Source organism: Ornithinibacillus massiliensis (assembly GCF_018310345.1).
GTDB lineage: Bacteria > Bacillota > Bacilli > Bacillales > Amphibacillaceae > Ornithinibacillus > Ornithinibacillus massiliensis.
This window is the reverse complement of record NZ_JAGXBY010000005.1, coordinates 87,330-112,366: the sequence shown is the minus strand read 5'-3', so window position 1 is coordinate 112,366 and position 25,037 is coordinate 87,330. Positions and strand designations below refer to the sequence as shown.

The 25,037-nt window shown below is 37.7% G+C and carries 29 protein-coding genes and 1 riboswitch; of the genes, 7 read left to right on the top strand and 22 right to left on the bottom strand.

The genetic code is table 11. The features are described 5' to 3' along the window. Positions 1 to 5 precede the first annotated feature (5 nt). On the bottom strand, positions 6 to 869 hold the full coding sequence (locus KGF86_RS14345) for a VOC family protein (RefSeq protein ID WP_211742292.1): 864 nt from the start codon (positions 867 to 869) through the stop codon (positions 6 to 8). Positions 870 to 1,062: 193 nt separating this feature from the next. Then, a riboswitch (PreQ1 riboswitch) is annotated at positions 1,063 to 1,107 on the top strand. A gap of 7 nt (positions 1,108 to 1,114) precedes the next feature. Here KGF86_RS14345 and KGF86_RS14340 point away from each other — a divergent pair. Continuing rightward, positions 1,115 to 1,600: a QueT transporter family protein gene (locus KGF86_RS14340; RefSeq protein ID WP_211742291.1), complete on the top strand. Its 486-nt coding sequence runs from the start codon at positions 1,115 to 1,117 to the stop codon at positions 1,598 to 1,600. Between the two features lie 43 nt (positions 1,601 to 1,643). Here the strand turns inward: KGF86_RS14340 and KGF86_RS14335 are convergent, their stop codons facing one another. Together KGF86_RS14335 and aac(6') are read right to left on the bottom strand one after the other, a co-directional pair. Then, complete coding sequence (locus KGF86_RS14335; RefSeq protein WP_211742290.1) at positions 1,644 to 2,231, bottom strand: lysophospholipid acyltransferase family protein; 588 nt, start codon at positions 2,229 to 2,231, stop codon at positions 1,644 to 1,646. Between the two features lie 104 nt (positions 2,232 to 2,335). After that, positions 2,336 to 2,776 carry an aminoglycoside 6'-N-acetyltransferase gene (aac(6'), locus tag KGF86_RS14330; RefSeq protein ID WP_211742289.1) on the bottom strand — a complete coding sequence of 147 codons (441 nt, stop codon included), beginning with the start codon at positions 2,774 to 2,776 and terminating at the stop codon, positions 2,336 to 2,338. 173 nt (positions 2,777 to 2,949) lie between these two features. Between aac(6') and KGF86_RS14325 the strand changes: the two genes are divergently transcribed. After that, positions 2,950 to 4,569 (top strand): catalase, encoded by a 1,620-nt coding sequence (locus KGF86_RS14325; RefSeq protein ID WP_211742288.1) that lies wholly within the window; start codon positions 2,950 to 2,952, stop codon positions 4,567 to 4,569. Between the two features lie 21 nt (positions 4,570 to 4,590). Here the strand turns inward: KGF86_RS14325 and KGF86_RS14320 are convergent, their stop codons facing one another. Beyond that, the gene (locus KGF86_RS14320; RefSeq protein ID WP_211742287.1) at positions 4,591 to 4,785 is read right to left on the bottom strand and encodes a hypothetical protein; all 195 of its coding nucleotides are present in this window, start codon (positions 4,783 to 4,785) and stop codon (positions 4,591 to 4,593) included. An 86-nt stretch (positions 4,786 to 4,871) separates the two neighbouring features. Then, positions 4,872 to 5,168, bottom strand: a complete 297-nt coding sequence (locus KGF86_RS14315) for an iron-sulfur cluster assembly accessory protein (RefSeq protein WP_211742286.1) — start codon at positions 5,166 to 5,168, stop codon at positions 4,872 to 4,874. 156 nt (positions 5,169 to 5,324) lie between these two features. On the opposite strand from KGF86_RS14315, the gene KGF86_RS14310 reads away from it, so the two are divergent. Further along, complete coding sequence (locus tag KGF86_RS14310; RefSeq protein ID WP_186869511.1) at positions 5,325 to 5,996, top strand: GntR family transcriptional regulator; 672 nt, start codon at positions 5,325 to 5,327, stop codon at positions 5,994 to 5,996. A 38-nt stretch (positions 5,997 to 6,034) separates the two neighbouring features. On the opposite strand, the gene brnQ is transcribed toward KGF86_RS14310, so the two are convergent. The 9 genes from brnQ to KGF86_RS14265 form a co-directional block, all read right to left on the bottom strand. Next, positions 6,035 to 7,384, bottom strand: coding sequence for a branched-chain amino acid transport system II carrier protein (gene brnQ / locus KGF86_RS14305; protein WP_186869510.1), 1,350 nt, complete (start codon positions 7,382 to 7,384; stop codon positions 6,035 to 6,037). Positions 7,385 to 7,586: 202 nt separating this feature from the next. Next, positions 7,587 to 8,309: an EcsC family protein gene (locus KGF86_RS14300; RefSeq protein ID WP_186869509.1), complete on the bottom strand. Its 723-nt coding sequence runs from the start codon at positions 8,307 to 8,309 to the stop codon at positions 7,587 to 7,589. Positions 8,310 to 8,400: 91 nt separating this feature from the next. After that, positions 8,401 to 9,276, bottom strand: a complete 876-nt coding sequence (locus tag KGF86_RS14295; RefSeq protein ID WP_186869508.1) for a metal ABC transporter permease — start codon at positions 9,274 to 9,276, stop codon at positions 8,401 to 8,403. 1 nt (position 9,277) lies between these two features. Further along, the gene (locus KGF86_RS14290; protein WP_186869507.1) at positions 9,278 to 10,201 is read right to left on the bottom strand and encodes a metal ABC transporter permease; all 924 of its coding nucleotides are present in this window, start codon (positions 10,199 to 10,201) and stop codon (positions 9,278 to 9,280) included. Then, a complete protein-coding gene (locus KGF86_RS14285; protein WP_186869506.1) occupies positions 10,185 to 10,940 on the bottom strand; it encodes a metal ABC transporter ATP-binding protein in 756 nt (251 codons plus the stop codon). Before KGF86_RS14285 ends, KGF86_RS14290 begins: the two co-directional genes overlap by 17 nt. Then, positions 10,941 to 11,867 (bottom strand): metal ABC transporter solute-binding protein, Zn/Mn family, encoded by a 927-nt coding sequence (locus KGF86_RS14280; protein WP_246521591.1) that lies wholly within the window; start codon positions 11,865 to 11,867, stop codon positions 10,941 to 10,943. Positions 11,868 to 12,254: 387 nt separating this feature from the next. Continuing rightward, positions 12,255 to 13,379 carry a radical SAM/CxCxxxxC motif protein YfkAB gene (gene yfkAB / locus KGF86_RS14275; protein WP_186869504.1) on the bottom strand — a complete coding sequence of 375 codons (1,125 nt, stop codon included), beginning with the start codon at positions 13,377 to 13,379 and terminating at the stop codon, positions 12,255 to 12,257. A gap of 133 nt (positions 13,380 to 13,512) precedes the next feature. Next, positions 13,513 to 15,114, bottom strand: a complete 1,602-nt coding sequence (locus KGF86_RS14270; protein ID WP_211742284.1) for an ABC transporter permease — start codon at positions 15,112 to 15,114, stop codon at positions 13,513 to 13,515. Further along, on the bottom strand, positions 15,115 to 16,023 hold the full coding sequence (locus KGF86_RS14265) for an ABC transporter ATP-binding protein (protein ID WP_211742283.1): 909 nt from the start codon (positions 16,021 to 16,023) through the stop codon (positions 15,115 to 15,117). A gap of 168 nt (positions 16,024 to 16,191) precedes the next feature. Here KGF86_RS14265 and KGF86_RS14260 point away from each other — a divergent pair, with 168 nt between their 5' ends. Further along, positions 16,192 to 16,782, top strand: coding sequence for a TetR/AcrR family transcriptional regulator (locus tag KGF86_RS14260; RefSeq protein WP_186869501.1), 591 nt, complete (start codon positions 16,192 to 16,194; stop codon positions 16,780 to 16,782). A gap of 52 nt (positions 16,783 to 16,834) precedes the next feature. Here KGF86_RS14260 and KGF86_RS14255 read toward each other — a convergent pair whose 3' ends face one another. The 6 genes from KGF86_RS14255 to KGF86_RS14230 form a co-directional block, all read right to left on the bottom strand. Next, the gene (locus KGF86_RS14255; RefSeq protein ID WP_186869500.1) at positions 16,835 to 17,644 is read right to left on the bottom strand and encodes a DUF4097 family beta strand repeat-containing protein; all 810 of its coding nucleotides are present in this window, start codon (positions 17,642 to 17,644) and stop codon (positions 16,835 to 16,837) included. Next, positions 17,637 to 18,197: an HAAS signaling domain-containing protein gene (locus KGF86_RS14250; protein WP_186869499.1), complete on the bottom strand. Its 561-nt coding sequence runs from the start codon at positions 18,195 to 18,197 to the stop codon at positions 17,637 to 17,639. The genes KGF86_RS14255 and KGF86_RS14250 overlap by 8 nt, the downstream gene beginning before the upstream one ends. Continuing rightward, on the bottom strand, positions 18,190 to 18,513 hold the full coding sequence (locus tag KGF86_RS14245) for a PadR family transcriptional regulator (RefSeq protein ID WP_186869498.1): 324 nt from the start codon (positions 18,511 to 18,513) through the stop codon (positions 18,190 to 18,192). The genes KGF86_RS14250 and KGF86_RS14245 overlap by 8 nt, the downstream gene beginning before the upstream one ends. A 223-nt stretch (positions 18,514 to 18,736) precedes the next feature. Continuing rightward, entirely contained in the window at positions 18,737 to 19,609 is an 873-nt protein-coding gene (locus tag KGF86_RS14240) for a CPBP family intramembrane glutamic endopeptidase (protein WP_186869497.1), read from the bottom strand. A 264-nt stretch (positions 19,610 to 19,873) separates the two neighbouring features. Continuing rightward, the gene (locus tag KGF86_RS14235; RefSeq protein ID WP_186869496.1) at positions 19,874 to 20,386 is read right to left on the bottom strand and encodes a DUF2812 domain-containing protein; all 513 of its coding nucleotides are present in this window, start codon (positions 20,384 to 20,386) and stop codon (positions 19,874 to 19,876) included. Position 20,387: 1 nt separating this feature from the next. Further along, positions 20,388 to 20,723, bottom strand: coding sequence for a PadR family transcriptional regulator (locus tag KGF86_RS14230; RefSeq protein WP_186869495.1), 336 nt, complete (start codon positions 20,721 to 20,723; stop codon positions 20,388 to 20,390). 242 nt (positions 20,724 to 20,965) lie between these two features. On the opposite strand from KGF86_RS14230, the gene KGF86_RS14225 reads away from it, so the two are divergent. Genes KGF86_RS14225 through KGF86_RS14215 form a run of 3 tightly spaced genes read left to right on the top strand, consistent with a single transcriptional unit; the run spans position 20,966 to position 23,398 of the window. Then, a complete protein-coding gene (locus KGF86_RS14225; RefSeq protein ID WP_211742282.1) occupies positions 20,966 to 21,721 on the top strand; it encodes a GTP cyclohydrolase II in 756 nt (251 codons plus the stop codon). Then, entirely contained in the window at positions 21,714 to 22,808 is a 1,095-nt protein-coding gene (gene ribD, locus KGF86_RS14220; RefSeq protein ID WP_211742281.1) for a bifunctional diaminohydroxyphosphoribosylaminopyrimidine deaminase/5-amino-6-(5-phosphoribosylamino)uracil reductase RibD, read from the top strand. Before KGF86_RS14225 ends, ribD begins: the two co-directional genes overlap by 8 nt. A gap of 8 nt (positions 22,809 to 22,816) precedes the next feature. Beyond that, positions 22,817 to 23,398 (top strand): 5' nucleotidase, NT5C type, encoded by a 582-nt coding sequence (locus KGF86_RS14215; protein WP_211742280.1) that lies wholly within the window; start codon positions 22,817 to 22,819, stop codon positions 23,396 to 23,398. A gap of 231 nt (positions 23,399 to 23,629) precedes the next feature. Here KGF86_RS14215 and KGF86_RS14210 read toward each other — a convergent pair whose 3' ends face one another. Together KGF86_RS14210 and KGF86_RS14205 are read right to left on the bottom strand one after the other, a co-directional pair. Next, the gene (locus KGF86_RS14210) at positions 23,630 to 24,088 is read right to left on the bottom strand and encodes a MarR family winged helix-turn-helix transcriptional regulator (protein WP_211742279.1); all 459 of its coding nucleotides are present in this window, start codon (positions 24,086 to 24,088) and stop codon (positions 23,630 to 23,632) included. A 239-nt stretch (positions 24,089 to 24,327) separates the two neighbouring features. Further along, on the bottom strand, positions 24,328 to 24,957 hold the full coding sequence (locus tag KGF86_RS14205) for a Type 1 glutamine amidotransferase-like domain-containing protein (RefSeq protein WP_211742278.1): 630 nt from the start codon (positions 24,955 to 24,957) through the stop codon (positions 24,328 to 24,330). Positions 24,958 to 25,037 lie beyond the last annotated feature (80 nt).

The following is a 25,037-nucleotide window of genomic DNA, read 5'->3' as shown; positions in this document are numbered from 1 at the left end:
ACAGGTTATTCACTAATGCATAAGTGAATTGTGTTAGACGCTGGGTCTTTCACCCTATAGTAATCTTCTATAAGAACAACCTCTGCCCCGATGTTCCGCAGACTGTCGATTCTCTTCTGTCTTGTTTCTTCATCTGGTAGCATTAAGGTAAAGTAATGTAGCCCAACACTATTATCGCTAGGTGCTGATGCTCCCACACCATTCCACACATTTAATCCGATATGATGATGGTAACCACCAGTAGAAGCAAATAATGCTCCCGGGTATCTTGTCACGATATCAAATCCAAGCCCGTTCACATAGAAGTTTTCTGTAGCCTCCAAGTCAGCAACATGTAAATGGATGTGCCCCATTACAGAATCCTCCGGTATTCCAGCCCACTCCTTATCACTCTCCGCCAACAGACTCTCCGCATCTAAAGCAACCGTACCCATGTCCACTGTCCCATCATTCCAGTTCCAGGAAACAGAAGGTCTATCACTAGCTACCTCAATACCATTACCATCAGGGTCATCAAAGTATAGCGCCTCACTTACATAGTGATCAGAAGCCCCAAGTCTGATATAGTTCCCCTCTGTTTGTACTAAATGTTTAAGAAAGTTGGCTAAATCCTTCCTTCTTGGTAATAATATGGCAAAGTGATATAGTCCTGTTGTACGAGCTTGCTTTTCCCTTACCTCTTCTGGTTGTTCCAAGATAAGAATAGGACGAACACCATCTGGGGATAAGATTACCTTACTTTCCGTTTTCTGCATGATTTGAAATCCAAAGACACGCTGATAGAAGTCCAAAGACTTTTGCAGGTCACTAACATATATGTTTACTTCCCCAACGAATGTGGTTGGCTTTTGAAAGTATTTTCGTTCCATCATCTCAACCTCCTTATATTACTTTTTAGAATAAGGTTACTTTATGTAAGTATAATATCTATTTCTGCCGGTTGTCAATAAAACCATGTCATCGCTATTATTAGTTCTACTACTGGAACACTTCCATACTATAGAAAAAGTAAAATTAACTTTCTATTTTTGCGGAGTTGTACTATACTAGATAAGTTGCTTGAAAGACGTGGTTCGAAACCATCCCACGTAAAAAAACTAAGGGAGAGATTAATATGAAGGCAAGAACATTAGTTGTAAATGCTCTGATTGCAGCATTGTACATTGCTGTTTCAGCGCTAATCGTTCCATTCGGATTTACAAATGTACAGTTTCGTATTTCCGAGGTGTTCAATCATCTTATTGTTTTCAATAAGAAATATTTCTTCGGGATTGTGATAGGGGTACTTTTATACAACCTATTATTCTCACCTCTAGGTTGGTATGATTTAGTATTTGGTGTTGCCCATTCTGCCATATCACTTGGAATCATCATCCTATTAGGGAAATATGTGAAAAACACCTTAGCGTTATTAATAGCGAATACATTGGTATTTACATTTAATATGTTTATTATTGCATTTGAACTTAATTTGGCATTGGAGTTACCATTCCTATTTACATGGTTAACGACCGCAGTAGGAGAGTTCGCAGTACTAGCTATCGGTATACCAATTATTTATGCACTTAATAAGCGAATTAATTTCAACAAGCTTATATAATATAGAGAAAGACCTTCACAATCCCGGACTGTGAAGGTCTTTCTTATTTAATCTTATCTTGTAATGCTCGCATTTCTTTGTCTAATTGTTGCATTAAAACTTCCATACCTTCTTTTTTGGACATACCTTCTGGAAGCTGAATCGGTTCCCCGTAGATTAATCTCGGTTTAATTCTTTTGAACAAATCTTTAAAATTATTTGGTCCGACATAAGCAGCAGGTACAATTGGTACATCAGAATGAGCAGCGATAGTCACTGCACCACGTTTCAAAGGTACATCCTCACTAGATCGTGTACCGCTCGGGAAAATCCCAACAACTTTCCCTTCCTTTAATAGCTTACGTGGCGTTTTAATGGCACTCGGACCCGGATTCTCACGATCGACTGGGAATGCGTGTAAGTTCTCCATTAACCACTTTGTAAATTTCGTTTGAAAAAGCTCTTTCTTTGCCATATAATGAATTTCTGTTGGCAATGTCGCGATACCAAGCCATAAAATATCGACAAATCCAGTATGTGTACATGCAATAACATAACTACCCGACTTCGGGAGATTTTCTTTTTGATAAACTTTTATTCTTCCAAAAAGGCTCAGAAAACCCTTTAAAACATTAGCAGCGAATTTATACATTTCTTCATCCTCTATTCTAAATCAACTTACTTTTATTATATTTTACCACAAACTCATATTACCTGATACTAATTTTATCAAATTTAAATGGTGAATTTCCAACTTTACAAGTCTTTAATAAATGTAATCAATCGTCCGGCTTCTTTAAAGCCAAGGCTCATATGAAATGGATAACTATCTTGATTATCAACTTCCATATCAGAGCCAACTTGCGTACAACCATGTCTTTTGAACCATTTCTTCCCCTCATTAAAAAGCTTGGTTGATATTCCCTTTCTTCTGTACTCTCCTTTCACATAGACTCCCTCTATATAACCTGTAGAGCTGGTTTCCGAACCTTGAACATAATCAGTACGTATGGACAAATGCATAAACGCAACAGGTTGCTCATCCTCTACATACAATAGAAATCTATGATTAGGATTTTCTAACATTTGCTTTAATTCATTTTCAAGTGCCTCTGAATTATTTCCGTTATATAGCTCTGACGCTAGTTTGGATAGGTCTTTCAGATGTTCCGTTGTAGCCTCTTTAATAATCCCCATGCTTTTTTACCCCCTCTATTAATCATATTATTTAAGCTAAGAGTAACTTTTTATCGTTAGTTAATCAATCCTCTATGTTTTATTTGTAATATCTATCAAAAACTGGATTATTTTATTGCATACTTGGTAAGCATAATTAATGTGAATAAAGTACATATGAAAGAGGCGATAGAATGGATAAATCCAATGAAACACCAAAAACGAATATTGAGCACGATGACACACTGACTACCCGACAAGGACATCCTGTCACCAATAATCAAAACATTCGTACTGTTGGTAATCGTGGACCAGCTACATTAGAAAACTATGACTTTATCGAGAAGATTAGTCACTTTGACCGTGAAAAAGTTCCAGAAAGAATCGTACACGCTCGCGGGGCTGGTGCTCATGGGTATTTTGAAACATATGGAACAGTTGGTGATGAGCCTGTGTCTAAGTACACACGTGCAAAGGTGTTCCAAGGAAAAGGAAAACGCACACCGGTATTTGCTCGTTTTTCCACAGTTGTTGGTGGGAATGACTCTCCTGAAACAGCACGTGACCCAAGAGGATTTGCCATTAAATTCTACACAGAGGATGGGAACTGGGATTTAGTTGGAAATAATCTAAAAATCTTTTTCATCCGTGATGCGATGAAATTCCCTGATATGATTCACGCCTTCCGTGCTGATCCGGTAACAAACATGCAGGATCCACGAAGATTTTTCGACTTTTGCGCTAATTCTCCTGAAACCTTCCATATGGTGACCTTTGTCTATTCACCTTGGGGTATCCCAGCTAATTACCGGATGATGCAAGGGTCTGGCGTTAACACGTATAAATGGGTCAACAGCGAGGGAAAAGCTGTATTGGTTAAATACCACTGGGAACCAAAGCAAGGCATCAAAAATTTAACCGTAAAGGAAGCAGCGGAAATTCAGGCCAAGAGCGTTAACCACGCTACCCAGGATTTGTATGAAGCGATCGAACGTGGCGATTACCCAGAATGGGAACTATTTGTTCAAATCATGGAGGATGGCCCACATCCAGAGCTAGACTTTGATCCATTGGATGACACAAAGCTTTGGCCAGAAGACCAATTCCCTTGGCTACCGGTTGGGAAAATGGTCTTAAATAAGAACCCAGAGAACTATTTTATGGAGGTAGAACAGGCTGCTTTCGGTACCGGGGTACTCGTAGATGGTCTGGACTTCTCTGATGACAAGATGCTTCAAGGTAGAACCTTCTCCTACTCAGATACCCAGCGCTATCGTGTTGGAGCAAATTATTTACAACTACCAATTAACGCAGCTAAAAAACGTGTAGCGACAAACCAAGAGGGTGGCCAGCTTCGTTACCACAATGATAAGGCACCAGGTCAAAACCCACATGTTAACTATGAACCGTCCATCTTAGGTGGGTTAAAGGAAGCCGAGCAGGTTGGAACCGAGCACACCCCACATGTAGAAGGAAATCTTGTAAGAGAATCTATCGAAAGACAAGATAATACTAAACAGGCTGGTGAAACATACCGCCGTTTCGAACAATGGGAAAAAGATGAGTTAATCAATAATCTAGTGAATGATTTAGCTATTTGTGATAACCGAATCCAAGATAAGATGATTGCTTTAGCAGAAGAGGCTGATGAAGAATATGGACGTCGCCTTCGTGAAGGAATCGCTGCTAAAACAAAAGAAATGGGCGATATGAAAATGGAAGCCGGCGAGGAATTCCGTCCTTTAGGTAAAGCAAGCGCTCCAGAAGCAGTAGATGATGCCATGAAGAAATCCCACGATGCTGATCCATATTAATCTTTTGAGGTACTAGTTTAGCTAGTGCCTCTTTTTTGTTTGGGAGGTTAGGGAGGCATCCTTTACTCGGTTTGGGCGCATCCTACTTTCACTCGGGCTTATCTTCCCAAGCTTTGGGACCATCTTCCTTCCATTGGGAGCATCATCCATCACTTCGGGCTTATCTTCCCTCACTTTTGGCACATCTACCTTTCCCTCAGGATCATCCTTTCCCATTTTGGGCGCATCTCCCCACAATCCAAACAGTCCCCCTCTCCCCAAACAAAAAAGACAAGGATCTAATGCCCTTGCCTTAAGAAATATTAATGATGATGTCCTTTTTTAGGATTAGTGATTACTAATTCTTCCTGTGGAACATAGAAATACTGAATCCATACACCATCTAACCACTCATTACCTTTTTCCAAAATGATATCAATATCTTTATCCGTTTTCACTACTTCATCATTTTCTGAAGGTGTGTCTAATCGAATATCGTAATGAGCATGATCACCATGTAGATGGGTTACGAGCACTCGAATCATTTTTCCTTGTGCTTCTTCTGTTTCAAGCATTTTCTTCAAATACTTTGCTGCATTACGATTTATTTTACATTGCATAATATGTGTCCCCTTTTATTTAATGTTTACTACTATATTGTTTCAGTTTTCTCGAAAAAAGACAAATTAAACATCTTGGTGATAAATCAACATATTCATAAAAGTAGTTTTCATGTATACTGGAAATAAACAGTTTTTTTAGAGGAGGGGAATAATTTGCCGGTACCTGCAAATCATTCTAAGCCAGTTCGAACAACAGCAAAGGAAAGCGCGTACAAGCAAATCCTTCATTGGATAATTGATGGAACTTTATATCCTGGGGAAAAGTTAAATGATACAGAGCTAGCAGAAGCACTCGGCGTTAGTAGAACACCGATACGGGAGTCTTTACAATTACTTGAATCACAAGGATTGGTTAAAATGTATCCCGGTAAAGCTACTCAAGTTACCGAGGTAGAGAAAGAGTCCATTAAAGATTTACTACCTCCTTTAGCCGTATTACAAGCTTTATCAACAGAGCTTGCCATCGATCATATATCAGATAAAACGATATCTTCTTTAAAGAATATTAATCAAGAATTTGCCAATGCTCTCTATCAAAAAGACTACCACGCCGCGTTAAACATTGACGAGCACTTTCATCAACTAATTGTTGATACTGCCAATAACACTTACATAAGTGGGATAGTAGAGAATCTACAAGCACATGTGCGAAGATTGTTCTTCCATAACTCCATTATACTTTCCGAAAGCTCCATTGAGGTTCATGACACTATCATTCATCATATAGAGAATGGGGATAAAGAGAAAGCCTCTGCCTTAATGAAACAAAACTGGCTCGATATTTCAAAGGATTTCAATTTATCCAATACAATTAATCAACAATAAAGAAAGTCGGTCTCCTAAGTAAGGAAACCGACTTTCTTTTATAGATTTACAGCTACTTTTCTCATTCTTGTAATGATTCCTGTTATGAGAATGACTATGATAGCAGGGACAAGCCATCCTAGTCCTTCATCATAAAAAGGTAACCATTTTTCATAGAAAGATACAACCGGTTCTAATAGGCTAAAGCCATCTATTCCAAGAGATTCCTGTAGTACTTTCCAACCATCAAAAATACTGATTAAAAATGTTATGGAAATGGTAGACATGTATACGATTCTTGAATGATTAAATAATGGTGATAAAAATACCAAGATCATCAAAACAATGGCAAGTGGATATAACAACATCAACACTGGTACAGAGTACGTAATAATATTCGTTAAACCAAAATTAGCAATGGTAAAAGTTATAACCGTAAAGAACATCACAAGAGTTTTATAACTAACCCTTGGTATCAATCGTTGAAAATATTCTGCACACGCCGTCATTAGACCGATATTGGTAGTTAAACAAGCTAAAATAATCACTACACCAAGTAAAACCGTCCCCACTGTACCAAAATAATATTTTGCAGTACTACTCAGGATCAATCCCCCAGTGTCCAATAGCCCGAATTCCTCTACACCGACAGCGCCCAGATATGCAATACCAACATAGATTAAGCCTAAAAGTATAATCGCCACAAAGCCCGTTTTAAAGGTTGCGGATACAATTTCTTTCCTAGATGATACGCCTAAAGCCTTTATCGCATTTATTACGATAATCCCGAATACTAACGAGGCAAGTGCGTCCATCGTATTATATCCCTCTAGGAAACCTGTGACAAAGGCATTGCTTTGATAGGACTCTAATGGTGCTTGTGCATTCCCCATTGGATTGACAATAACCATTATTAAAAGGATTGCCAGTAGCACTACTATTCCTGGCGCTAATAACTTTCCAACCCGATCTACAATCTTCGCTGGATTTAATGAAAACCAAAGGGATATAGCAAAGAAAAGGACCGTAAATAGGAACAGGGCAAGCGAAGATTTGTTCTCCAAATGAGGTGCTATTGCTATATCAAAGGCCACTGCTCCCGTTCTAGGTGCGGCAAAGAAAGGACCGATTGTTAAATATAATACGGTTGTAAACAATACACCATAAATAGGACTGACCCTACTTGCAAGGTCCTGTAGGTCTTTACTCCCTGAAAATCCCATCGCAATAATTCCCAATAAAGGCAACCCCACACCTGTAAGGAGAAACCCTACGGCAGCTGGCCACATATTCGTTCCTGCTGCTTGTCCAAGTTGAGCAGGAAAGATTAAATTGCCCGCTCCAAAAAATAGAGCAAACAGCATGACTCCTATTATTATATATGAAGAATTCGGTAACTTATCCTTCAATTCTCTCTCTCCTCGTTATAAAATCATAATTATCAGACTATATTTTTTTTACTGTGCTTCATTTTGCACGAGAATTCATCATACTATCTTTCCGGACAATATGCAATATATTGCAATAATTTTTTAGACAATTTTAAAATAATAGTTACTTCCCAAATAAAAAAGCTAAACAAAGAAAGGCTTTTACCTTCCCCTGTTCAGCCTAGTAATCCTTTGGTACTTCTGTCAACCTTCTTAGCCGGTACGCATTCATAGCTGTCTCTCCTAAGTGATCTAAGAGGTTATAATTTGCATACGCCCCAACAATAGCTCCGAAGCCCGGAATTAACTGTAACATTTTTACTAAATCAATATAATCCCGATATTCTTGCTGAAATACTCTCCAATCCATATCCACTAACTTTTCTTTCTGTTCGTCCCAATGATCAATCACAAAAAAGGTTTCCTTCTTTTTATCATCACTTGAAAAAGCTAACTGAAACACATGTAATAGAAAAAGTCTTTCTTCATATTCTTTCGTATCAAAACCATAAATGGATGCTGCTTCAAATAGAAATTTTATCTTGATTGATAACAATAATGGGAAGTCAGCAAGACCTAAGAAAATACCACCTGCTCCAGTCCCAGCACCTTCTACGGTCGCTGTTTTCCGATACTTCGACAACTTCTCTTTTAAAAGTTCATCTCTTTCATATAAAGTCATGCCACTTTTAGGCTTCTTCGTCGTCATATCTGATCCAACTAAGGTGGCCTTCACCATATTTTTAATTGCTTCCGTCATAACTAGATGTGCTTTTTCTGGAATCAATCCATTGATTTTATTTTGGGCTTTCTTCCCCATTCGGTTTACAAAACTCGGTGACTTCAGTAGCTTCATCCGCCATTTTTGTAAATCATGATAAACCTTGCTTTCATATTCTTTCATAATCTATATATAGCACACCCATCTATAGGTTCTCGATTTCATCTTATTACTATCATACCTTACTAACTTACGAAAAACGATACTAATTTATTCAAGAAACTACACGAGTTGGCCTGTTTAGCTTGGATAGTAAACCATGCTTCGGTGAGCCTATAAAGCTACATAAGAATACGATTCCTGTTGCAAATGCCATCGATGCCGAGATAGAAGTATCTATCCAGGCAGCGATATAATAGCCACCGACTGCAGAAACTACGCCAAATAGTGCACTAATCACTAACATCATCGACAATTTATCTGTCCATAAATAGGCTGATGCGGCAGGTGTAATAAGCATTGCAACAACCATAATAGCCCCAACAGCATCAAAAGAGGCAACTGTAGTAATCGATACAAGGCTCATAAAGAGATAGTGTAAAAACACTACCGGTATTCCTAAGCTAGCAGCCAGTGCTGGATCGAAGGAGGTAATCTTCCATTCTTTATAAAAGAAAATTATACAAATCAAAACAATTATCAGCACTAGTGCTAAAATAGCGGTGGCTTCCGGGACCTGACCAACTATAGGAAGTGTCATCGTATTCCAGGGGATAAAGGTTATTTCTCCCATTAATGCATGCTGAACATCTAGGTGAGCATTGCCAACAGATGTCGAAATCAAAATGACACCGATAGCAAATAAAGTTGTAAAAACAATCCCAATTGAAGCATGCTGTTCAATATTTAATTGATTCAACCATTGCACGAATAAAGCTGTTAGTAGTCCTGCAATAATCGCACCAATTAACATATGGGGACCATTTAACTCCCTTGTCATCATAAATGCTACAACAATTCCCAATAAAACCGTATGACTGATAGCATCTGCCATCATCGCCATCTTTCTTAAAATAAGAAATACACCAATAAGACTACATGAAAGCCCTACAAGAGCAGCAGTCAGGATAATCCATGCTGTATAGGTCATACTAGTTCACCCCTTTTGTATCCAGTTTAGTTGGATTGTGCCGGGGCTTCATTTTCTTACGCTCAGCATGTAACTCGAGACGTAGGACTAATATACCTTTTTCTTTACCAAATACTAATGAAACTATAAAAAATATAGCTGCAAAAATAACGATAAACGGACCAGTTGGCCACCCACTACCGATAGCACTTATATACGTTCCAAGTACACCAGAGAGCCCACCAAAACAGGCAGACAAGACTAACATCTTTCGAAAGGAATTCGTCCAATACCTAGCACTGACAGAAGGGATAATTAATAATGCCGCAATAAGAATAACACCAACAGCTTGAATGCCTACAACAATCGTAGTTACTAATACTAGCGTATACATTACATGCATCCCTGTAATCGATAATCCGATTCCTTTAGCAAATTGCGGATCAAATAAATAAAGCTTCCATTCTTTGAATGCCACAAAAACGATTGCTATAACCACTATTGCTAATGCTAACACGGTAAACACATCGGATTTCACCATGGAAGCTGCCTGCCCAAAGATAAAGCTATCTAACCCACTTTGATTTCCTCCAACCGAACGGTTTACCACCGTAAGAAGCATAATTCCCAACCCGAAAAAAATGGATAACACCATCCCCATCGCTGTGTCTTCTGTTATTCTTGTTGTAGACTGGATCCATTGAATAAAGAAAGCACCAATCAGTGCACTGATTGCAGCACCAATAATTAGAACGATTACATTTTTCTCACCAATTAAGAGAAAGGCAATAATGACTCCAGGTAAAGAAGCATGACCAAGTGCATCACTCATCAGACTCTGTTTTTTCCAGTAGGCTAAACATCCAACCAACCCAGCTGCTATCCCTAGAATCATCGTACTAGCCAAAACCCATTGAAAGTTACTACTACTAAGGATGGACCACATGAGACCCCTCCTCTAATGTCCAACGCATATTCCCACCATAGGTTCGTGCGATATTTTCCTTCGTAAACACCGTTGATGTTTTCCCGTACTCCAGCACTCTTCGATTTAGAAATAGTACATGGTCAAAATAATCTGCCACAGTTTGTAAATCATGGTGCACAACCATTACCGTCTTTCCTTTTCCTTTCAACTCCTTTAAGATCGCCATTATCGCTTGTTCCGTTGCCGCATCTACTCCAGCAAGTGGCTCATCCATAAAGTAAAAATCAGCATCTTGTACGAGGGCACGAGCAAGGAAAACACGCTGCTGTTGCCCTCCTGATAATTGACTAATTTGTCGTTCAGCATAATCGATCATTCCCATTTTGTCTAACGCTTCATATGCGAGTTTTTTATGGGAACGGGATGGCAATTTTAGCCATCCGATTTTCCCATACAGTCCCATTAACACTACATCTAATGCATTCGTTGGGAAATCCCAATCCACCGAACCACGCTGCGGTACATAGCCAATCGCCTGCTGAGCTTTCTTAAATGGTTGACCAAAGAAATCTACCGTTCCCGATAAAGTAGGATGTAAATTTAATAGGGATTTAATTAAAGTAGACTTCCCTGCACCATTCGGGCCAACAATTCCTGTTAATGAGCCTTGCTCTACTGTGAAACTCACATTCTCTAGAACGGTATTTTTACGATAGGATGCAGATAAATCTTTTACTGTAAGTACTGTCTTAACCATCTAATTTCCATCCCCCATTAATGCTTCGAAAATAGTTTCTACATTATGTCGATACATTCCTAAGTATGTCCCTTCTACCGTTCCTGCTTCCCCCATTGCATCTGAAAAGAGCTCACCACCTTGTGCAACAATAACTCCTTCACCCTTTGCCCCTTCGATTACAGCAGTTATCGAGCTGTCATTAATACTACTTTCGATGAAGACAGCTGGCACATTGTATTCCTTTATAATTTGAATGGTTTCTTGAATATCTGATACACCAATCTCATCATCCGTACTTAAACCTTGTAGACCAACAACCTCTAAGTTATGCATTCTTCCAAAGTAACCAAACGCATCATGAGCTGTTACTAAGTATCTTTTGTTTGATGGAATCTCGGAAAGCTTCATAGCCTCATCTTTTACTTCGTCCATCTCAGCAAAGTATGCTTGCTTACTCGCTTCAAAATCATCCGCAAAATCTGGAGCATACTCCTTTAATTCTTCAACAGCAGCTTCTAGTCCTTGCTTCCAAAGATCAAGATCAAACCAAACATGTGGATCGACTGCACCTGTTTCATCTTCAAGTAGCTGATTCTCTGGTAGTACTTCCCCTATCGCAAGCACAGGCTTTGACGCTGATATTTCATCAAAAATATCCACCATATTTGCCTCTAGATTCAGTCCGTTATAAAATACCACATCTGCATTCGTAATCTTCGTGATATCACCATGTGTTGCGTTATACAAATGCGGGTCTACCGATGGCCCCATTAAACTCTCTACTTCAACATGCTCCCCACCAATAACGGATAACGGTTCTGCTATTTGAGCAATCGTCGTGACAATCTTAATTTTCCCATCAGGATTTGCAGAAGTTTTGTCATCTGCCGAACAAGCTCCTAAAACAAAGCTAATGCTAAGTACAAACCAAAACCACCTTTTCATAAAAATCCCCATTTTTACCTCTCCCTTTTATTTTTCCCTAAGGAAACTTTATTAGTTACTAACAATATAATAAGTATAGTTTGTATAAGTCAAGTGTTTTTTATATAAACTTAAATTTTTCCTAAGGGAAACTTTTTAGGTGTTATTAGGATAGTATGTAAAAGGAGTTAATTTGTTCATTTAAACTATAACTCTAGTACTCGATTGCAGATTAAAACCCTCTATTGTTTAAATCATACTGAATCACTACTTGATTTGATTGAACTCATTTCCATCATAAGTTACCGTTTAAAGCCCAATACAAAAACACCACAGTGACGTTCACTGTGGTAAGCTTTTACTTTGGAAAAGCAGCCAAGGTAATAATCACCTTGGCTGCTGCTTAAATTATATTTGAATAGTAGCCTTACGCTTTTGAAAATCAACGTCCTTGTAATAAGCGTTCTTAACTAGGAGATTTGGTCCTAAGCACTTTACAGCTGGACAATGGCAGTTTAAACTTTTAGCAGTCTTGGAGCCCATCCACTTGTCATAGGCACTTACAAGTGTTGTATCTTGTATATTTCCTAAGGATGGCTCTTCATCACCAAAATCCGTAACGATAATATCCCCGGTGAAAATATTAACATTTAGGCGCGACCTCCCGTCCGGATCATTCCGAACGGTTACATTCTTCTCTTGATATAACCGTTTGATTAAGGCCAATTCATCCTGTGAGGAACTACATGCATAAAAAGGTAACGTACCAAATAGCATCCAAATGTCATGATTTCGATGATCTAGTAACCTTGTAATCCCATTGCGTATCTCATCAAGTGTTAAGGTTTCTAGCTTACTAGCAAAATCTACTGGGTACATTGGGTGAACCTCATGGCGTGTACATCCCATTTCAATAATATGATCATGTATCTTCTCTAAGTATGGGTAGGTACGCTTATTTAACATCGTTTCCGCTGAGACCATTACACCTTGTTTAGATAGAGCTTGTGCATTTTCTACCATTCTTGCAAAGTACTTTTTCCGATTTTCTGCTGTAGGCTTCCGCTCCATATGTGCAAAGCCTACTTCAGCAAATTCATCCTCGGTTCCCCAATTGTGGGAAATATGTAAAACATCTAAATATGGGATGATCTCTTCATAGCGTTCATATGGTAATGTTAAATTAGAATTAATCTGTGTTCGTACGCCACGCTCATGAGCATATTTCAGTAGCGGAACAACATAGCTCCGGACTGACTTTTTATTCATCATCGGTTCGCCACCAGTAATACTCATTGTTCTTAGGTGAGGAATCTCCTCTAATCGTTGAATTAATAAATCAATTGGGAGGGCGTCTGGGTCCTTATTCTGAAGCATATATCCAACTGCACAATGTGCACAACGCATATTGCACATATAAGTAGTAGTAAATTCTATATTCGATAGTGTCATTTTTCCATGTTCTTCTACATCATAATAAGCTTCCCACGGATCATACTTTGGTGTAATCTGTTTTTGCTTTGTGTCATTCATAAAGAAACTCCTCTCGGTTATTCCTGCTAGTTCATTCCATTTATCCTTTTATGACGACTATTATTCTATCACTTTCTGCGAAAAAGTACGAAGCCCTGTAGCAAATCAATTTCGCAACAGGGCTTTTTACTATTTAACCTTGTATATCTCGTTTACGATATCCAATAAAGCCTATAATCATGATTCCAACAGCTATAACGATTAATAGAATACTAGATACCCAATCCATCTCCTCAATAGGTAATTGTGGAATATATCCAAATGGAGATAGCTTCCCTACCCATTCAGAAAACTGAAATAGATTCCCTAGATATAGTACAAAAAAGGAATAAAATACATACAACCAAATTAGACTCGTTCTTCTTGGTAACCAACCAATTAGGAATACTGCCACACTAATCATTACTAGAATGGCTGGATAGTAGACGATTGCTGCCCCGTAGATCGTACCAAAGTCTAAACCACCTTCAACTACTGCATCTCCAGCAATCCATAACCCTATGCCAGCAAGAGATAACATGACAAAACCATTAACGATAGATATGATGAGATAGCTCGCCATAAGTTTCGTACGGGAAACAGCGCGACTTAGTACATGGTCAATTCGCTGCTTTTTCTCTTCTCCATATAGTTTATTCATCGACATAACAGCAGGAACTGTAGCTAGAATAGCCATGACCATCATTAACATTGGGATAAATTGCTCTGTTAAAGTATATCCTTCCGCCGCCACTAGCATATTCTGCATTTCTTCGCTCCCAGCAAAGAATGCCTCTAAATCACCTAATACAGAACCATAAGAGGCTCCCATTACGAACATCCCAATTGCCCAAGCAATCAAACCTGTTCGTTGTAGCCGTAGTCCTAATCCAAGCGGAGATTGTAAAAATACACTAGCTTCTTTTCTACCTGGCTTTGAAGGTAAGAATCCTGCTCCCATATCTCGGATAGCGTTCAGATAGTTTGCGATTACTATTAATATAATCGAGATGCCTAGCATGATTAGGACCGGCAACCAATTATTCGAGGAATAAACATCAGCCTGTGTTACCCAGCCAAGCGGAGATAACCAACTTAGCACTTCATTACTTACATCCCCGATGGCACGAATTAAATAGGCAATGATTAATACGGCAATGGATAATCCAATCGTTCCTCTAGAACCTTCTGATATTTGTGCAAACACCGCTGTTAAACCAGTAAAGAAAATTCCAGTTGCACCTAACACCGCCCCGTATAATAGTGACCCTTCCAAATCTATACTCGCTATATTTAACGCGTATAATCCAAAGCCTACACATAACGCAAGAATAATATTTATGACAACATATACCATCATCGTTGCATTTAATTGAGACAATCTTCCAACAGGTAACGAACGTATTAACTCTACTCGCCCGTCCTCTTCATCTGCCCGTGTATGTCTGGATACAAGCAGTATACTCATTAACCCGACAACAATTGCAGTAAAGATTAACATTTGATGGGCCGTCATGACACCGATTGTGTAGTTTTCAAAGTCAGCTGAACCTACCATAGCAACCATAGCCGGATTTTTCATTGTTTCTGCCATCATATCTCGTTCTGCCTGTGATGGGTATAAGTCTGTAAAAGCTGCTGGAATTAATAATGTAAAAAAAACTATCCCGATAAACCATAATGGAAGGCGCACCCGATCCCTTCTTAAAATAAATCGAGCTATTCGACCTGATTTACGAAAAGTAGTTGATGTCATTTATGATCTCCCCCCTACTCCTTTTTCCCCTTGTGTTTCATAATGACGCATAAATAAATCCTCTAATGTAGGAGGTGTGCTTTCTAGCTTTACAATTCCAAATTGACTTATATGTTTTATGACTAATTCCAATTGTTCCGAATCTACCTGGAACGATACAGCATAATCCGTTCCTTCTAGTTCGTGTATACCAGGTATGTCATGAAGATTAATAATTGGCTTTTTCGTTTCGACTCTCAAGTTCGTTCTTGTTAAATGGCGTAATTCATCTAGTGTACCAGTTTCAATTATTTCCCCCTGCCTAATAATCCCTACTCGATCACACAGCTTCTCCACTTCTGATAGAATATGACTCGATAACAATACGCTTTTTCCATTTTGCTTAGCCTCTAGTACACATTGTTGAAAAATCTGTTCCATCAATGGATCCAGCCCTGAAGTAGGTTCGTCTAATATATACAAATCCGCATCAGAAGCAAACGCTGCAACTAAAGCTACCTTTTGTCGATTTCCTTTCGAGTATGTCCGACATTTTTTTGTTGGGTCTAAATCGAATCGCTTAATTAATTCCTCCCGTTTTTGTTTATCAATCCCACCACGAAGAGAACCAAATAAGTCAATTACTTCTCCCCCGGTAAGATTTGGCCATAGATTTACATCTCCCGGGACATACGCTAGACTTTTATGAATCTCTACAGCATCAGACCATACATTTTTACCAAATATCGTTGCCTTACCATTAGTTGCCTTTAATATTCCTAGTAGAATACGAATGGTTGTTGATTTACCCGCCCCATTAGGACCGATAAACCCAAAGACCTCTCCCTCATTTAACTCCATATTGACACCATTTAAAGCAGTAAATTTGCCAAACCTCTTCGTCAAATTCGTTATTTCCAAAACTGCCATGTTTCTTCCTCCCTTTTCCACCCCATAAAAATGGAAACATTAATTTTGAAATATTTTATCCTTATGAGTTCATAATATAAAAAATGATTCATTATTGCAATGATTTTTGAACTATTTTTATTGTTATGTTTCAAAATTTCTATTAAACTAATAGTGAGGTGAGATATATTGGATGGATTTAAACGAAGAAGTGAATTGAAAAGGACTAATATTCTACAATCAGCACTAGATCTTTTTATGAAATTTGGAATAAGTAAAGTATCCGTAGCTGAAATCGCAAAGAATGCAAATGTATCACAAGTGACCATATATAATTACTTCGGTAGTAAGGATAAATTAGTAGATGAAGTAGTTGTTTATTATATTGAAGAAATTTGGAGTGAATTCCAGAAAATTATAGATAGTGATATCCACATCTCGGAGAAAATTAAGCAAATCATCTTTAACAAGACAACATCCGCGAGTTCTATAAACGAGGAGATTTATAACTATATTATAAAGGACTTTTCTTCTGGTACAGGAAGTTATATCGAAGAATTTTATACGAATAAAGCACTCCCAGAATTAATTAATTTATTTGATGAGGGAAAGGAACAGGGGTATATCGATTCCACCATCTCGAATGAAGCCATATTAATCTATATCCAAATGTTCCGGGAATATTTACAGCAAAAACATGTTTATGAACAGGTTCTCCCATATACGGAGGAATTAACGAAAATGTTCTTTTATGGGATTGTTGGTTATAAGGAAAAGTAATGCCTATTCGTCAAAAGGGGTAGAGACTATCCATGTCTCTACCCCCCAATAATTATTTACTTACCGTAATACTACCATTCACTGTTTTTAGTTTAATTTTATGCTCGCCTTCGCCAAATACAGAATTCTTAGAGTTATCGCCTAATATGTCTACCTTTCCATTTACAACACTAACCTCAAACGCCGCGTTGGTAGGTTCTTGCATTGTTTGAATTTCAATCTTCCCATTCACTGTTTCCAGGTCAATTGAACGGTCTAAATCATTGGTAATAAGTGTCGTTCGACCATTAACAGCATTACTAGTTATTTCACCATCAACATACGTTAAGTCCACCCTACCATTTTCAGACGAAACATAGGTAGTAGTAGTGGTTAAGTCCTCCAATTCAATTCGGCCATTAACAGTTTGCACATTGGCATGTTCTACTTCCAGACTTTCTACATTAACTCTTCCGTTTATTACATCAACTTTTAGTTCATCATATTGCTTTTCAGGTAAATAGATGACTAAACTTGGACCCTGGAAGCTAAAGTCAAACGATATAAATTGAAGAATTCGTTTTTCCTTTACTTCTACTGCAAGCGTGTCGCCATCTTCTTCTACAGTAAACTTATACTTGCTTTTACTAGTAGCTGGTGATGTAAATTCTACTGTAATTTCCTCCTCCGATGTGGGTAGGACTTCGACTCTTGCATTGTCTGTTTTAACATTCAGTTTCGTGATACCTTGATTATCAATGACTTCTGTTTCTATTACATCTTCAGAAGATGCACCTGCCGTTTTATACGTTAGGAGACTACCAATGACGCCGACGACGAATAGACAAGAAGCAATGATTATCAATAACTTTTGCTTAGGCATTTCCTATTCCTCCTTTAACCATACGAACATTAAATTGTAAATAGCGTATAAAACCTTTACTTAACCATCTTGTCACATAATACATCCCAATAATCACAAAGATTCCGATTCCAGCAAACGTAATTGATATGAATAATTGATAGAGTTCAAATATTTCTGGGTAAATAGCCACATTAACTAAATACAAAACTGGACTTACTATTCCGGATAATCCAACTGCCCAACCAGATAATACAATTCCTGCTAAGGCGATAAATGGCCCTAGTACGATAACTAAGTTAAAAAAACCAAGTCCAATTACTGCCCATACGGCACGAAGTACATTTCCCGTAGTTGCCGTTTCCTGGACCTGTTCCAAATGGAAAGAAGCTGTTATTTCCTTGGCTATTTGCTGTGGGGTTCCAAGCCCTTTCGCAATTTCTTCTTCTGATTTTCCTTCACTAACTCCAACTTCAAAATGTTCCCTAAAGTCTTGTATAATATCTTCTCGTTCAGAAGAAGGTAGACGCTTTAAAGCACCCTCCAACTGTGTTAAAAACTGTTCCTTATTCATTTCGAACACCTTCCTTGATTAATTGATTCACACCATCGGTGAACTTCTGCCAATCCGCTAATAGTTCTTGCAAGTAAATTCTACCCTCTTCTGTTAGCGCATAATATTTTCTAGATGGTCCCTCTGTAGATTCTTTTAAATACGTAGTAAAATATCCTTCCTTCGTTAATCTTCTTAATAATGGATAAACAGACCCTTCTGAAATGGCAATCTGATCGGAGATTTTCTGAACCAATTCATAACCATATCGATCTTGTTTATCTAATAAGACGAGCACACATAGCTCTAATACACCTTTTTTAAACTGTACGTTCAATACTTCCACCTCTGCTCTACTACTATACATTGTATAGTACCAATTTATGATTAATTCCTTTAGCTATAATTTAACACATACTACTGTTCAATACAAGGTACTATTTAAATAAAATACTTAACAAGGTAAAATTATGGTTATCAATGAAATACAGGGATGAACGAAGACAGCTTGGTGATCCCTGCTGTCTTCGTTCATCCCTGTGATAGTTTGCTTCGAAAATTCAAGAAGACTTCTTCATATTAAGTTGGTGTGGGGACATCTTAGCGGTGTGTTTGTAGAACCGATACAAAATAAAAGCAATTATTGGGATTAACATAAGATATACAATTAATGCTACTAGCAAGGCCGACTGTAATTCTTCTATAGACGTAAGGGGCAAGCTAGGTAAAAAGGTTGTAAAACTAGAAACTAGATTCGTTAACGAATGTAAAATGATTGGAACGATTAACCTCTTCGTTCTTAAATAAACCAAACTATAAAATATTCCACTAGCAAAATAACCTAGAAATAGCATAATATCAAAATGAACACATGCAAATAACAAGGAGCTCATAATTATCGCTTTCCCAAGCCCTATTTTATCCCTCCATTTATTTAATAGATATCCTCTAAATAACAATTCTTCAAAAATAGGTACGAATGTAAAACTAATGATCAACATCAGAATACTATTAACGTCAGCACTTACATGGGTATGCTCTGAAAGTAACGACAACACTTCTGTATATATTTTCGGGTAAACTAATGAAGCCAGTGGTACACCTACACTTTGTGAGAGCCAGGAAAATAGAATCAATAGAAATTTTATACTTATCAATAAGATCCACGGTACATGTTGAACGGATGGCTCTCCAATCACTTCAGCATCTACACCATTCATGCGTAAAGAGCGTATCATAATAAAAGGAGCAAAAATATAAAACGTTGCGATCCATACAACATTCAGGTCCATTCCGAGTATATTTTGCATGATATTATGTAGAATGTGGCATATTAAACCTAAGACGAATAATTGCACTAGAACATTCCATATCTCTAGTTCACCAAACTTTTCCCCCATAATACAAGGCACATCTCCTTCTATTTTATCCATTACTATATCTCGTAATTTAAGCTTGAGAATGTATATGCACTAAATCTCTGTGCTTAATGTCCATAAATTTACACGATATACCTCCTAATGCTATAACATTTATACTAACATTAAACACAAAGATTTTTAACTATTCCAAATTCAACTCAGAAACGAAATTGGTTATTCCTTAACTAAAACAGGAGGCTACCACTGTTAGCCTCCTGTTTTTATCATGTACTTTTTACCCAAACTAATTCCGATCTCGCTCTTCTAAAACAACTACTACCGCCTTCTGTAATAATTAATTCTCCTATTAAACATATAAAACATATATAAATATAGCACGATTACAACCCCATCGATTCCGATTAGTAAATACTGTAACCAAAAGTCGTTCCAAGTTACAACTATTCCTATTTGAGATACAAGGAAAAGGAAGAAAATGAGTAAATAAAAGCCAATCATTCTTTTATAAGAATCTTGTATGGACTCATTATCAGAGTACAATTTTCGGATAGAAGGATTGGAAGCATCTGTACGGAAATAGTGAAAGACTCCCATCGATCCAATGACATATTCCCACCCTGCATCTTCATATAGATTGAAATAATCCATCTGAGCATTTTGGCGAAAATCGATTTGATACACATACGATTTGCTTGAGTCTTCCTCAAATTCATACCATAGTAATTTATGATGTTGAAAATGTAGTCCCTTTTGAGACATTTCCGTCAACCACTGCTCTTCCTTTTCAATGTTAAATGATAATGATATCCTGAGTTTTCTCATTGTCATCCTACTCTACCTCCAGTTCTGTCATGATATCTTTTGCATTTTCCACTAACGATTTCAACCTTTTATACTCTAAACGTAAGACTTCTTTACCTAAACTAGTTAACTGGTAATACTTCCTTCGGTCATCATCTTGCACAACTGCTTTCTCAATAACTTGTTGTTTTTCCAATTTACTGAGCGCCCCATACAATGTTCCTGGACCCATTGTCACTTCATCCTTACTAACCGCTTCTACATCCTGCATAATTCCGTATCCATGTCGGACTTCCCGTAAAGATAATAGAATATAGTAGGTAGCCTGTGACAAAGGGAGAAAAGTTTCTGCTTTTTTCGTCATTATTTCACCACCATTATATATCACCTATCGATGTATCGTTATGCGATATATCATATGTCGATATAATAACATGATTACTTTCTTTTGACAATACATGAATTATTTTTTAACAACATACAACCGGGAGAGTGACTTCATCATAATTTAGTAATAAAAGATTAATTATGATGATTTCCGAGAAAGATAAATTGAAGCAATTATGATTTTTCATTATACTAGTGGCAGTGAAAGGGGTATGTACCATGGAACAAACAAAATTAGAATCGAAAGTAATATCCGTACTTAAGGATAAAATACAAACAATACCAACAACAGAAGGCGCTATCTATTTAGTTGGGCCCATTCGCCTTCCTGTTAATCTATATGGAGAAACCGTTGAATTCAAATGGTATAGCTGGTTAAATTCAACGGAAGCAACTGATGATTATCAGACCATTATCGATAATCTATCCTCACAAAATTTAGCAGACTATCAACAATCTAGTGTCTTGGTTTATGGTGATTTTGAAAATGATGACGATGCATTAATCCGAATGCATTCCATTTGTCATACTGGTGATATCTTTGGAAGTAAACGTTGTGATTGTGGCTTCCAACTGAAAGAATCCATGCACAAAATTACGGAGCATGGTACTGGAGCTATTTTCTACCTTGCTAACCATGAGGGTCGGGGTATTGGTTTATTTTCTAAAGCAATGGCCTATATTTTACAGGAGAATGGTCTTGATACCGTTCAAGCCAATGAAGCACTTGGATTTGTGAATGACTCTAGAAATTATGACGATGCTATTCGTGTCTTGAAGCAATTACGTACAAAGCCTGTAACATTAATTACGAATAATCCATTAAAGCTTGAAGCAATGAAGAAAGCCGGATTAACCTTAACAGGGCGCGTGCCACTGTGGGGCGATGTGTCTGAATATAACGAACGCTACCTTAAAACAAAGGTAGAGAAATCTGGTCACCTGCAAGAGGAAGGAACCTGTTCCAATGAGTAATCATGAGTTCTATATGGGACTTGCCATACAAAACGCTAAGGCTATGAAAGGACAGACGGATCCAAATCCGCTTGTAGGATCTGTTATTGTCAATGACAATCGGATAGTTGGTGTCGGCACACACCTAAAAGCAGGGGAACCGCATGCAGAGATCCATGCATTACGTATGGCAGGTGAGAAAGCCAAGGGTGGGACAATATATGTAACATTAGAACCATGCTCCCACCACGGAAGAACCGGACCGTGCGCGGAAGCTATTGTTCAAGCAGGAATCAAGAAGGCTGTCATTGCAACATTAGATCCGAATCCAATTGTGGCAGGAAACGGTGTGAAACTACTACAAGATGCCGGCATCGAGGTCATCATTGGCGTTTTAGAACAAGAATCTATACAAATGAATGAAGTTTTTAATAAATTTATTGTGGAGAAAAAACCATTTGTCACGCTTAAGGCGGGGGCTTCATTAGATGGTAAAGTTGCAACCCATACGTTTAGTAGTAAATGGATTACTTCAGAAGAAGCACGACGAGATGTACATCAGCTACGGAGTGAAAATATGGCTATTCTCGTTGGAATAAATACTGTATTAACAGATAATCCATCGTTAACAGCTCGGATTCCTAATGGACGTAATCCGGTTCGAGTTATAATGGATTCCACCTTAAAGATTCCAATGGATGTTAACGTTATAACCGATAACCAAGCAGAAACATGGATTTTCACTAGTAAAAACCATGATGAAACAAAAAAGCTTCGGCTTGAGGAGCGCGGCATTCGTGTATTTGTAACATCAGGTGAAACATCTGTTAATCCAAAAGAGGTAGTTGAGATTCTTGGCGAACATCTTGTCTCCTCCCTATTCTTAGAGGGCGGCGGAAATATCCATGCTTCTTTCTTAGAGCATCAATTAGTTGATAAAGTTGTACTTTATTTCGCTCCAAAATTAGTTGGTGGGAAAGAAGCACCCACATTTCTAGAGGGAACTGGAATAGTAGACATGCAAGATGCCATAGATTTAACGAATACAGACATCGAAAAGATTGGCAAAGACTTTAAGTTTACGGGTTACCCAGTTTATAAAAATTGAGGGATTATATGAGATTTGGTTTTGATATCGATGACACATTAATAAATTTGCGTGAGCATGCCTTTCATATCTATCGGAAGAAACTAAAAAGGCATGTTCCAATCGAAGAATTCCATGCTTTAAAGCGTGTGGAAATCCACGAACCTTTTGGATTAACAGACGAAGAGGGAAGCACTATGTGGAATAGTTTACTTGAAGATATTTATTACACGGACTGTCCACCATACCAAGGTGCCGTGGAAGTATTAAATAAACTAATAGATTCTGGACATGAAATCTTTTATATTACTGCTAGACCAAAAGAACACGGTGAGCGGACAAAAAACTGGATGAAGCAGCAAGGTTTCCCAGTAAACGATGAACATTTTTTCTATGGTATGCAAGATCATGAGAAAATCCATATTATTAAAGAGCTAAAGCTAGATTATTATATAGACGATAAACCGGCCATTTTAGATACGCTATCAAAAGAACCGATTGAGCTGTTCTTAAAGGATCAGTCTTATAATCGAGCTGCGACATATAACCGAATTTTAGATTGGGAAGAGTTTTTGGGGAAAATAAATAACCACACCGAAGTAAAAAAGTAATTTAAAACCTACAGTAACAATAGACTACTCTCTTGCACCGGAAATAGACGTTACTTCCCACCAGCTACTGGATAGCAAGGCTACTACTATCCTTAACCCTAGGATGCCCCTGTGTGCGATACGCAAGGAACAGGGGATTCCTAGGGATTACAGTACTTGTCCTATTTCGGAATTTACGTATATTTTCGGCGCTAATAGTTGCTGCTTAATTTATGAAATAAACTTCTACCGCTATTCTAGATTATTTGCATAATGACCTAACCGCTTCACTAAATCAATAGCAATTTTCTTCTCTTCAACAGTTAACCCACCCATAATATCACGTATAGCTTTTGCATGATGTGGGAAAATCTCATCCATTAATTCCTTACCCGATTCGGAAATAACAGCAAATGTAACCCTTCTATCAGTTGGGCATGCTTTACGAGTTAAGTAGTTTTTTTCTTCTAATTTATCCACAACATAAGTAATACTGCTGCTTGCCAGTAAAACCTTCTGACCAATTTTCTGTATTGGTTGTTCTCCTTTATGATATAACAATTCTAAAACAGCAAATTCCGTTAGATTCAATCCATACCCCTTCACATTTTGGGTAATCTGTTTCTCAATTGCTTGAATTGCTCTAGACAGTACGACAAAAAGTTTAAGTGAGGCGACTTGGTTTTCGTCGAAATGATTCGTATTATCCATGAATATCAATCCTTTAAGTAATAGTTATTAAGTTTAATTTAGTATATCGCAAAATTCCAAGATTTTCTATTAATAATGGGCAGTATTTACTAAAATTGCCATTTATGGAGGGTTGTAAATATCATGGCTTACTAACATTGAAGTATATCGAAGGAGCCTATATAGATGAAGCTCCCGCATTGCTTTTCTAATAGTGTCTGGTATCATCTTTATATTACCTCTACACACTATACTTCCGTTCAATCTATCACTTTCTTATTCCCTTTTTGAAAATGAATGATACTTTTAATAGGAGTCATTACTTCTCCATCCCAAAACAATCCGCTACCATTTGGCATGGCATAAATATCTCGTTTTTCCGACAAATGGATTAATTCCTCATCCGTTCTATCCCGATAATGAACCTCTACACTAAAATCCACTAGATCTAACCCTTTTATAACCAAGGTTTCTGGATAATCCTCATCTTTGGTAATAATACAGTCCTTACAGAAAGCTAAAGCCCCTGCGCTCACACCTATCAACAACCCCGAATGTCCCTTAATAGATGAAACTAATTCTTTATCTATCAACCTTTCCATCAATTTTTCCGGCCTACCACCAGTAAAGTATAGCACTTCATGTTCCTTGATTTTTGATTGCATCTCTTGACTCGTTAGTCCTCGGTTGAGAATGTCGAGATGACTAACTCCAATAGACTCAAAAGTTTTTTTGGCAGAATTATACCAACTATTCAGTCTTTTTTCTTCTGTAGCGAAAGGAATGATTAAAAGTTTACTATCCTTCTTTACGTGATGGCTTAAAAATTTTATTACATCATTAAGCTCTCCCGTTAATGGATTTCCTCCTCCAATAAAACAGAGTTTCATAAGCGTCCCCCTTACTTATCCCAAGTAGTCTTCCAATTTCTAGCTATATCTTAACATAGGTGAGCATCCATTCTTCCTAC